Here is a 10511-nt window from a genome sequence, read left to right as displayed (position 1 = left end):
AACGACGGCAGCCAGAAATTGCTGCCTGCGCTGCCGCACAGCCAGCGCCTGCTTCGCATCGACGGGCTTTGGTATCTGGACGCCGAGCGTGCCGAGCTGGGACATCTCGAAGCCGATCCGGAAGAAACGCACTGGCTCGATTTGCCTGCGCTGAAACACGAATACGGCCGCAGCCTGCGCCGAAACCTGCCATCCAGCCGATTGGCACATCGCATTCCGCTGCCACAGGTGTTCGACGAACTGCATCGCGCCGAGCTTGCACCCAAACCCGTGCTGATCCTGCACGCGTTGACGCGTCACGCGCGTCTGGCTGCGGGCACGCCGCCGCTCGCTTACGCACGCTTGGCCTTCGATTACGCGGGTGAGCGTCTGCCTGGCCGCGGCGGCGAACCGCTGGTGCGACGCATCCGCAACGGCCAGCTGGTGGAAATCACACGCCGTCGTGCGGAAGAGCTGTCTGCGATGGAGCAGCTTGAGCGCGTTGGTCTCACCTTGGGTGTCGATACCGAAGGTTTGCCGTGGGATGTTGCCGATACGCTGCCGGAAGATGCATGGCTGTTCCCAGGTAAAGGTCATGCCGGTGCGCTCGAAGTGAACACGCCTGCGCGCTGGCTGGCACTGCGCCCGAAACTGGAGGGCGAAGGTTTTGTACTGGAGTACGCGCCGAGCTTTCCCTTCGAAGTATTGGAAGGCCCCGTGCGCTGGTACGGCAACGCCGTCGAAGATGCAGACGATCACGCATTCGACCTGGAAATCGGCATCGAGGTCGAAGGCAAACGACGCAACCTGTTACCCGCTGTCGCGCAAGCGCTCGCCGAGCACCAACTTAATCTGAGTCCCGCACCGAATGAGCCGGAAGATGCGGTGTGGTATGCGCCGGTGGATGAGCGTCGCCGCGTGCCGGTACGGTTGAAAGAGTTACGCGGTTTGCTTGCGCCACTCGCCGAGTACCTGGAAAAGCCGAAGAAGAAACTGCATCTGCCGCGCGTGCAGGCGGGGCGCCTCGAAGAAATCGTCGAGGCGCTGCCAAGCGGCGGCGAATTGCAGGCGCCCGAACAGTTACGTGGTTTCACCGCACGTTTGCGCGACGCGGCCGAACGCGCCAGCGATGCGATACCCGATGGTCTAACCGTGGAACTGCGCCCTTATCAACGCGAAGGTCTGCGCTGGTTGAACGCGCTCGCCGAAGCGGGTGTTGGCGGTGTCCTCGCCGACGACATGGGTCTTGGCAAAACGCTGCAGTTGATCACACATCTACTGGCGCTGAAGCAAAGCGGAGGGCTGCAACAGCCTGCGCTGATCGTGGTGCCGACAAGCCTGATTCCGAACTGGTTGGCTGAGATTGCCCGCTTCGCGCCATCGTTGCGCACTTTGGCGCTACATGGGCCGCAACGCAGCGGCGATTTTTCGCAAATTGCGGCACAGGACATCATCCTCACGAGCTACGCACTGCTGCCGCGCGATGTCGTCACGCTGCGCAAGCAACCGTTCTCGCTGATCGTGCTGGACGAAGCGCAGCAGGTGAAAAATCCGCGCACACAGGCGCGCCGCGCGGTGCTAACGCTGCGCGCACCGCGTTGCATCTGCCTCACCGGCACGCCGCTGGAAAACCATCTCGGCGAGTTGTGGTCGCAGGTCGATCTTGCTGTACCGGGTCTGCTTGGCGATGAAGGCGCATTCCGCCGTCACTATCGTGTGCCGATTGAAAAGCAGCGCGATGAAGAATGTCAGCAGCGACTGAATCGCCGTCTTGCTCCGTTCATTCTCCGCCGTACCAAATCGCAGGTCGCTTCCGAGCTGCCGTCCAAAACGGAGATCACGCGTCGCGTTGTGCTGGACGGACGCCAGCGTGAGCTTTATGAAAGCCTCCGCCTGTCGCTCGCCGATGAATTGCGCGAGGTGATCGCGCAACGCGGTATTGCACACAGCGGCATCGTGGTGCTCGATGCGTTGCTCAAGTTGCGCCAGGTGTGCTGCGACCCGCGACTGGTCAAGCTGGAGGCCGCGCGCGGTGTACGCGATTCCGCCAAGTTCGAATTGCTGATGGACATGCTGCCTGCGCTGCTTGCCGAAGGCCGCAAGGTATTGTTGTTCTCGCAGTTCACGGAAATGCTCAAGTTGATTGCCAATGAGCTTGAACGTCACCGCATCCGTTACGTCATGCTCACGGGTGAAACGCGCGATCGCGCCGAACCTGTACAACGATTCCAGGAAGGCGATGTGCCGCTGTTCCTGCTGTCACTGAAAGCGGGCGGTGTGGGTCTCAACCTCACCGCGGCCGACACCGTGATTCATTACGACCCGTGGTGGAATCCTGCGGCCGAAGCGCAAGCGAGCGATCGCGCGCATCGCATCGGACAGGACAAGCCGGTATTTGTATTCCGTCTGATTACGTCGGGCACGGTTGAGGAGCGCATCGAAGAACTGAAAGCGCGCAAAGCGGAACTTGCCGAAGCCGTTCTGGAAGGCGGCGGCACACGCGAAAAGCTCAGCTTCGATCAGTCCGATCTGGATGCGCTTCTTGCTCCAGGCTGATTAAAGTCGGTCTCTAGGCGATTACTTCGGCGGATCAAGCACCAGATTGATAAAAAGCATCGGGGGAATCACGAACAAGCGCGATACCGCGACGGCGATCACGATGTCCGGCATCAACTGCGCGCCCGTGCGGTAGTTGAGTATCGCCGCCATCACCACGATGGACGCACAGGGTCCGACAACCGGAATCCACATCGTCAAGCCTGCGCAGACGGCGGCGAGCGAAACGTCCACCACCGTGAACTGCACTTTGAACACTTTGAAGGTGAAACTCAGCATCAGGATGCTGGTAATTATGAATACGACGACAAAAATCACTGGATGTTCCATGGGACTCCCTCGCAGGTTCACTCCCTAACGAGCGATAGCGCGAACATCCCCGATCGCAGGGATGTTCGCGGCAGCATCAGCTCGCCAGATAACTGCGTACGCGCGGATCGTTCATCATCGTCATGACGCCTTCGGCGATGCAGCCATCCAGGTCCTGCGCCAGCGCGCCGCTAGCGTGATGTACCGTCTCTTCGATCACTTGACCGTTGCCGAGCGTGACTTCAAAGACGATGGTGCTCTTGTAGAAGAACGCGATGTAGTTGCTCCGCAGCGAGTTCACCTTCAGCGAAAGCGTCTTCGGCGTCGCACTGCCCATATTGCCGTGCTTGGTAATCTCTTCACGCGTCTGCTTCACCATGACATCGGTGATGTCGCTCAGGCTCGATGTCAGCGAGATGCCCGAATAAGACGAAACGGTAACGGGTTCCGTCGCCGGCTGATTGTTATTGACCGTTACGGGGCCGCTCGTGGAAAACGCGGAAATCAGAGTCTTGTCCAGCGGGTATTCCTGTGGCTTGAACGGATGTGCTCCGCAGGCCGACAAACCAGCGACACAAAGCAGTGCCAGTGCGACATAACGCATGCAATTTCCCCTGTTTGATGGATCTGGAACAACGAGCGTCCTAGTGCCGGACGCACGCATCCGGCACTCACCATGCTAGCAAAGGTGTTTTACGCCGGCACAGTGACGATCAATCGCGCGCCGCGATTTCGTCGATATGCCGCAGAAGATCTGCCGGATCGTCATATACGCGAAAGGCACCCGCGCGTTGCAGTTCATCCTGTCCATAACCGCCGGAAAGAAGACCCACGCCCAATGCTCGCGCACGCTGTGCGGCGAGCATGTCCCAGATGCTGTCGCCGATCACCAGCGATTGATGAATGTCGACGCCCAGGCGTTCCGCCGCGGCGAGGAACAAATCCGGATCGGGTTTGGCGTGACGAACCATGTCGCGTGTCACCACCGGCACCTTGTTGGGATCCACACCCAACGCAGCCAGATTGTGTGCCGCCGTTACCATGCGGCCGCTGGTTGCGATGGCCCACGGAATGTCTTCCTGCGTCAGGAAATCCAGCAACTCGCGCGCGCCGGGCAGCGGTCGCACGGAACCTTGCGTGTGATGGCGATTGAAGGCTTCCGCGTGCCATTTCTGCAGTCGCTGGATGCGTTCTTCCGTGATGTCCAGCCCAGTCTCGCGCAACAGGATGTTGGTGAAAAGGCCGCCGCTCATGCCGATTTTGCGGTGGATGCTCCACACCGGCAGCACCACGCCTTCGCGATCCAGCGATTCCTTCCACGCCAGCACGTGCTGGTAAACGCTATCGATCAATGTGCCATCGAGATCGAAGAGAAAAGCGGTGCTTGAGCGTGGCATGGGATAGTCCCGTCTTTGGATTACTACGCGACGGCAAGGTCAACCGTAACGTGGAATATAACCTTCCACGTCGAGACCGCGGCACTGAGCGGCCTTCAGATATCGCTCAATGCTGCGAGGGTAACGCTCTGCCCGTATCCAGCACGGCCAACGCTGCAGCACCGAGCAATCCCGGTTCGGGATGCGTGATGGCAATAGTCGGTACGCGTTCCATCGTATCGCGGAAGCGTCCCTTGGCTTCGAAACGTTCGCGAAAACCACCGTTTTGCAGCCACGGCATCAGAATCTTCAGTACGCCGCCGGTGAGATAGACGCCATCCCAGCCACCAAGGCTGAGCACGAGATCGCCCGCGACGCTGCCGAAAATACCGGCGAGCGTCTCGACCGTGCGCACGCAAAGCGGATCGCTCGCATCGGTCGCGCGTGCCGTGATGTCTTCGGGCGTGTATTCCTCGGCGCGTTGGCCGGCCATGTCGGCCAGGGCGAGATAAAGATTCACCAAACCATTGCCGCAGATCATGCGTTCATTCGACACGCGGCCGAAGCGCGCGTTGAGCCGATGCAAAATTTCCACATCTTCGGCTGTGTGTGCGGCGAAACCGGCGTGACCGCCTTCGGTTTCCAGCACGATCCAGTGACCGTAGCGCAGCAACAAACCGGCGACACCCAGTCCGGTGCCCGGACCCATCACGACGAATGTCTGCGACGACTTCTGATCGTGCTCGGGCAACAAATCGGGTCCGACCGGTTGCAGCTGATCCTTGCACAGCAAGGGTATCGACATGCCCTGTGCGGCGAAGTCATTCACCAGCCGAGCGCCTTCGAGCCCCAGTTCCACTTGCAAAGCGTGCGCGGAAACATTCCACGGATTGTTGGTGATCTGCACCGTTTCGCCATGGGCGATGCGCCCGGCCGCCGCAATGATCGCGTGCGATGCGGTGTGGCCGGTGTCGGTGAAGTACTGACGAATGGTGTCGGCCAGCGTGTCGAAATCCTTCACGCGGTAGCGGCGGACGCTGTCCATCATCAGCGGTGTGGCGGATGTCGTATCGGCGAGCGCGAAGCGGACGTTGGTGCCGCCAAGGTCAGCAAGCAGGGTCGGGTGTGAGGCGGAGCGATCCATGGGTAATCCAAACAGCGAGCCTGACAAGACTGCCCGTTGCGGCCCGATTCGTCCAGCATTTGACGGCGCCCGAGCCGGAAACGGCCGGGTCGCGGCCCTCTTCCAACAGGAAAGAGGGCACGAAACTGTCGAGAATTTAAGAAGGTGACGCGGTGTTCTTCAGCGAGGCGAGCGCAGTCAGCAAGGCCTGTCCGTTGGGACTGCCCAATCCCGTGCAGGCATCCCAGCCAGGGCCGGCCTGATAGCTGCCATTGTTGCCCTGTGTGATGTCGCGGAAGGCCGATTCGCCGATCTGATAGAGCGCCGCATGCACATCGCCCACCGGCGCGCCCAGGCTCTGGTTGAGGCGCGCGATCAACGCCGCCCACAGTGGAGCGACCGCACTGGTGCCGCCGATCACCTGCGATTGCCCATCGACCAGCACCTCATAGCCGGTCATCGGGTCGGCATTGCCCGAGACATCCGGAACACCGCGTCCGGCGTTGCCGCTGGGCGATTTGGGCACGTTGGAATTGGCCTGCCAGGTCGGCAGATCGAACTCGATGCTCACGCCGCCGCCCGTCGCACCTTCATTGCTCGCCGCTTCGTTCCACACCACTTCGCTTTTGATGGTCTGGCCGCTGCTGCTCAGCGTGGTGCCGCCGCATGCCAGCGAATACGGGCTGGATGCAGGAAAATCGACATGCGCTCCGCCATCGGTTTCACCGTCGCTGGAACCGTTGTCGCCGGCCGCTACGGTGACCGTTACACCGAGTGCCGCAGCATCCTCTATCGCCGTTTCCATCGCAGCACGCGATGAACTGGTCCAGCTGTCTTCCGGACCGCCCCAGCTGATGGAGATGACCGACGGTTTGTTGGTCGTGTCGTGTGCTGCTTGCGATATCGCTTCGTAAAAACCCTGATCCGTATTCGCCGTGAAATAAACGACGATATGCGCGCCGGGCGCCAACGCGCCGGCCATTTCGATATCCAGCATCACTTCGGCATCGGCGTCGCCACCCGGGGTGTTCTGACCGCCGGCAACCGAAACGGACGTCACCTGCGGCGGCTTGGTAATACCAAGGCCACTGAAGTACGTACTCAGATCGCTGGTGCTGTAACCGCCGCCCAATTCGATGATGCCGATCGCCTGACCGGTGCCATCGGTATTGGCGGGGAAGTTGTACAACTGACCGATTTGAAGCGGCGTGTACGTGTTGTTCGGTTGCGCACTTGGTCTGCGGAATTGCGGTTTTGCAACGGGCCGACGATCCAGACCCAGCACGGCAATGGCCTCGGTTGGCAACGCGGGCGCGTGGGCGCAGCCGACGAACGGACCGATGCCGTTGAATTGATACTTGCCCAGCGTCACTCCGAATGCCTTTTCCAGCGCGGCGGGCGTACCACGCACATTCAAGACGCGACGATGCGGGTCGTTGCTGATTTCCGACAGGCCGTGTTCCCGCGCGAAACGGCGAAGACTTTCCAGATCGGCCGGCGCGGCGCCGTAATGCTCGCCAAATTCGCCGCGTGGCCAACGAGGCGGATGCGGCCATGCAGCGAATGGCGGTGTGCCTCCTTGACGACGTCGCATTACAAGCGTGACATCCATCGGCTCGGTACTGTCGTGCGGTCCGAGGTATTTCATGCCATCGGGGGTGGTCCAGTGCGGCGTGCGCGCAGGATGACTCATAGCTCAACTCCTGGGTGGGGGACATGCACCGCCCGACCATGACACACACTATGTGTCGATCTTGCGTACGCGCGGTGCGCCGTTTAGCTGCGGTGAGGATTGTTCCCCGGTGGCATCTCAGGACCTGAGCCGCCCGAACGCGGCGTTGTGTCCAAACGTGCGGCAGTTCACAGCGCTAAACTAGGCGGACTTACGCGTTTCCAGAGATTGACGTATGAACTTTCCCGCCGTCCGCATGCGCCGTATGCGCCGCGATGCTTTCTCCCGTGTCCTGATGCGCGAAAACACGCTGCTGCCCAGCGACCTCATCATGGTGGCTTTCGTGATCGAGGGTGAAGGCAAGCGCGAGCCGGTGCCATCGATGCCGGGCGTGGATCGTCTATCCATCGACGGCCTGCTTGATCTGGCGGGCGAATGCGTGCGTCTGGGTATTCCTGCACTCGCGCTGTTTCCTTCGCCCAATGCATCCGTGAAAAGCGAAGATGCCGCCGAAGCGTGGAATCCGCAGGGTTTGATGCAACGTGCGACGCGTGCACTGAAGGCGAAATATCCCGACCTCGGTTTGATCGGCGACGTGGCGCTCGATCCGTATACCACACACGGACAGGACGGCCTGATCGACGAGCACGGCTATGTGATGAACGAGCCGACAGTCGAAGCGCTCATCAACATGTCGCTAGCGCAAGCGGAAGCGGGTATGGATTTCGTCGCGCCATCGGACATGATGGATGGACGCATCGGCGCCATCCGCGACGCGCTCGAAAAAGCGGGACACATTCACACGCGCATTCTCGCCTATTCGGCGAAATACGCCTCCGCATTTTACGGCCCGTTCCGCGACGCCGTGGGTTCTTCCGCGAATCTCGGCAAGGGCAACAAGCACACGTATCAGATGGACGTCGGCAACAGCGATGAAGCATTGCGCGAAGTGGAACTCGATATCGCCGAAGGCGCCGACGTCGTGATGGTGAAGCCGGGCATGCCGTATCTGGACGTCTTGCGTCGCGTGAAAGATGCCTTTGGCATGCCGACATTCGTGTATCAGGTCAGTGGCGAATACGCGATGCTGAAAGCCGCCGCGCAAAACGGCTGGCTGGACGAGCGCGCTGTCGTGCTCGAATCGCTCACCGCGTTCAAGCGTGCCGGTGCCGACGCCATCTTGACGTATTTCGCGATCGACGCCGCGCGTTGGCTGAGAGGCGAGGAAAACTGATTCCAAGCCGCTTGCGCAGCACGCGTCCGCGAGCTACGCGTACGTCATAATCCCGTGGCCGAACGACCAGTTTTCCTTGGTTGTTTCCAGCAGGTTGATCAAAACATCCTCGGGCCGCAAGCCGGGATCGGCTACAAGTTTGTCGACAATGGCTTTGTAAAACGCCTTTTTCTGATCCACGGTGCGCGTGTTGTTGCAGGCGATTTGTATGATCACCAGATCGTCGCTTCGCGAAATGTCGAGGTAGTTCGGGTCGTAGTCGAATTCCTCGGCATCGTGCTGATGCACCAGCATGAAGCGATCGTTCTTCGGCACGCTGAAGGACTCTTCCATGGCGGCATAAATGCCGTTGCGCACCGCGGTGAGATACGCGGATGACTTGCCGCGGCGTAGATCAATGCGAACGAGAGGCATACATTTGCTCCTTGAGGTGGGTTGCTTGCTCCGCGTTTGCCGCGGGCTGGGAGATGTGGCCGATCTCGTAGACGTCCATATCGTCGCCGATCGGCCGTTGGATGGATTCGCGCCATAGGCGGAAGCGAAGCAGCGTCCAACCTGTTGGATCGAAGGCGCTGATGGCCGCAACGGCGCCGCGATCCAGATCGTCTTGCGCGCTATCACTTTCTGTCTCGCGCAACATGTCCAGCGAAGTGTGTGCCGCGATAGATACGATTTCACGCGTGGCGCGCTCGGCGCTCGAAAGATCGGGCGCGACATCGGCGTGCCACACCGACCACATACGCACCGATGGACGGCCAAACGAGGCCACAACACCCGAAAAACCAGCGCTGCCGAGAAAAGCGTTCATGCCTTCGGTGTTGTGCCACAGATAAAACGGCGCGTACAGATTTTCGCGCCCTTCCGCGTAAGGTGCCGTGCGGTCCGCGTAGAGATAAGCCTTGAACGCCAGATTCGGAAAATCATCCAGCAGATGACCTTTGTCTGCGATGCGCTGGCGGATGATGGCCATGTCGTAATCGGCCGGCAGCGCGATGCGGTATTGCATGGTGATCATGAGTTAGTTGTTCCTGAAGGCGCCGGCACTGGGCGAGGGCCGTCTTGGGAGGTTTCTTTGGCTTGACGAGACCTACCTTAGCGAGTCAGCATAGTATTGAAAATCAGGATTTATTGGATTAATGATCCTGAAAAACGGGATGATTCCATGCAACGCGTTACCTTCGATCTCGACGTCATGCGCAGCTTCGTCACCGGCATCGAGCTGGGCAGTTTTGCCAAGGCGGCCGATCGCCTCGCGCGCTCGACCTCAGCGGTTAGCGCGCAACTGAAAAAGCTGGAAGATCAGGCCGGCACGCCGCTGCTGCGCAAATCCGGGCGCGGCATGGTGCTGACCGAAGCGGGCGAGACGCTGCTTGGTTACGCACGACGCTTGCTCGAACTCAACGACGAAGCCGCTACAGCGGTGCGCGGCGTGCAGTTGGAAGGACGCGTGCGGTTGGGCATGCAGGAAGACTTCGGCGAAAACGTGCTGCCGGAGGTGCTCGGCCGCTTCAAGCGTGCGCATCCGAAGTTGCGCGTGGAAGTGCATATCGCGCGCAACAACGTACTGCTGCAATCGTTGCAGTCGGGTCGGCTTGATCTTGCGTTGGCGTGGGAGACGGAAACGAGCGCGCCGAACATGGAGCATGTCTTCACGTTGCCGATGTGCTGGATCGCTGCCACCGACGCGTCGATTGAAGCAACGCCAGAGGCGAGCGAACCCGTGTCGCTTGTTGTTCTCGATGCGCCTTGTCTGATGCGTTCCGCGGCGACGAATGCGCTCGATCGCGCGGGCGTGCCGTGGCGCATTGCTTTCACCAGTGCAAGTCTTGCTGGAACATGGGCGGCGGTGAAAGCCGGACTCGGTATCAGCGTGCGTACGCCGTTTGGTTTGCCCGCAGATGTACGGGCATTGGATTCACAACAAGCCAACCTTCCCGCGCTGCCTAAGCTGGGTCTGGCGCTTTATCGCAGCGAAGCGGATGTCTCGCCAGCGGTGGAGAAACTTGCGGAGTTGATCCGGCAGAGTTTGCGAAGCTGAGGCTTTTTCCCGAGCGGTTGGACTCTTCCATTTAGTGCCCACATACAGCAAAACCTCACCGTCATTCCGGCCTGCGCCGGAATGACGGTGAGGAGTGTCAGGCGTTTAGGGGTGTCAAGTGATTCCGCCGCGAGCGGCGAGCGCGAAAGTTCAAACGCTCACTTGCTCACTTGCGGCAGCGTCAGTTCAATCTGATAAATCTGCGGCCAACGCTTGCCAGTGAC

General features: G+C 60.3%; 10 protein-coding genes. 3 read left to right on the top strand and 7 right to left on the bottom strand.

The window, feature by feature from the left end:
• On the top strand, positions 1-2535 hold a 2535-nt coding region (locus VK725_RS08880; protein ID WP_325317703.1), incomplete at its 5' end, for a DEAD/DEAH box helicase.
• A 21-nt stretch (positions 2536-2556) separates the two neighbouring features.
• On the opposite strand, the gene VK725_RS08875 is transcribed toward VK725_RS08880, so the two are convergent.
• The 5 genes from VK725_RS08875 to VK725_RS08855 all read right to left on the bottom strand — a co-directional run bounded on the left by VK725_RS08875 (position 2557) and on the right by VK725_RS08855 (position 7036).
• Positions 2557-2865 carry a hypothetical protein gene (locus tag VK725_RS08875; protein WP_325317702.1) on the bottom strand — a complete coding sequence of 103 codons (309 nt, stop codon included), beginning with the start codon at positions 2863-2865 and terminating at the stop codon, positions 2557-2559.
• 76 nt (positions 2866-2941) lie between these two features.
• Positions 2942-3448, bottom strand: coding sequence for a hypothetical protein (locus VK725_RS08870; RefSeq protein ID WP_325317701.1), 507 nt, complete (start codon positions 3446-3448; stop codon positions 2942-2944).
• A gap of 109 nt (positions 3449-3557) precedes the next feature.
• Positions 3558-4241, bottom strand: a complete 684-nt coding sequence (locus VK725_RS08865; RefSeq protein ID WP_325317700.1) for an HAD family hydrolase — start codon at positions 4239-4241, stop codon at positions 3558-3560.
• Positions 4242-4347: 106 nt separating this feature from the next.
• Positions 4348-5364, bottom strand: coding sequence for a glucokinase (gene glk, locus VK725_RS08860; RefSeq protein ID WP_325317699.1), 1017 nt, complete (start codon positions 5362-5364; stop codon positions 4348-4350).
• A 136-nt stretch (positions 5365-5500) separates the two neighbouring features.
• Complete coding sequence (locus VK725_RS08855) at positions 5501-7036, bottom strand: S53 family peptidase (RefSeq protein WP_325317698.1); 1536 nt, start codon at positions 7034-7036, stop codon at positions 5501-5503.
• Positions 7037-7250: 214 nt separating this feature from the next.
• Here VK725_RS08855 and hemB point away from each other — a divergent pair, with 214 nt between their 5' ends.
• On the top strand, positions 7251-8249 hold the full coding sequence (hemB, locus tag VK725_RS08850) for a porphobilinogen synthase (protein ID WP_325317697.1): 999 nt from the start codon (positions 7251-7253) through the stop codon (positions 8247-8249).
• Positions 8250-8282: 33 nt separating this feature from the next.
• Here the strand turns inward: hemB and VK725_RS08845 are convergent, their stop codons facing one another.
• The gene (locus VK725_RS08845; protein WP_325317696.1) at positions 8283-8663 is read right to left on the bottom strand and encodes a tautomerase family protein; all 381 of its coding nucleotides are present in this window, start codon (positions 8661-8663) and stop codon (positions 8283-8285) included.
• Positions 8644-9264 carry a DUF4865 family protein gene (locus VK725_RS08840; RefSeq protein ID WP_325317695.1) on the bottom strand — a complete coding sequence of 207 codons (621 nt, stop codon included), beginning with the start codon at positions 9262-9264 and terminating at the stop codon, positions 8644-8646. Before VK725_RS08840 ends, VK725_RS08845 begins: the two co-directional genes overlap by 20 nt.
• 147 nt (positions 9265-9411) lie before the next feature.
• Between VK725_RS08840 and VK725_RS08835 the strand changes: the two genes are divergently transcribed.
• Entirely contained in the window at positions 9412-10287 is an 876-nt protein-coding gene (locus tag VK725_RS08835) for a LysR substrate-binding domain-containing protein (RefSeq protein ID WP_325317694.1), read from the top strand.
• The last annotated feature ends 224 nt before the right edge of the window (positions 10288-10511 follow it).

It is taken from the genome of Dyella sp. (assembly GCF_035486915.1).
In the GTDB taxonomy this organism is placed as follows: domain Bacteria; phylum Pseudomonadota; class Gammaproteobacteria; order Xanthomonadales; family Rhodanobacteraceae; genus Dyella_B.
This window is presented reverse-complemented; position numbering and strand designations above follow the sequence as displayed.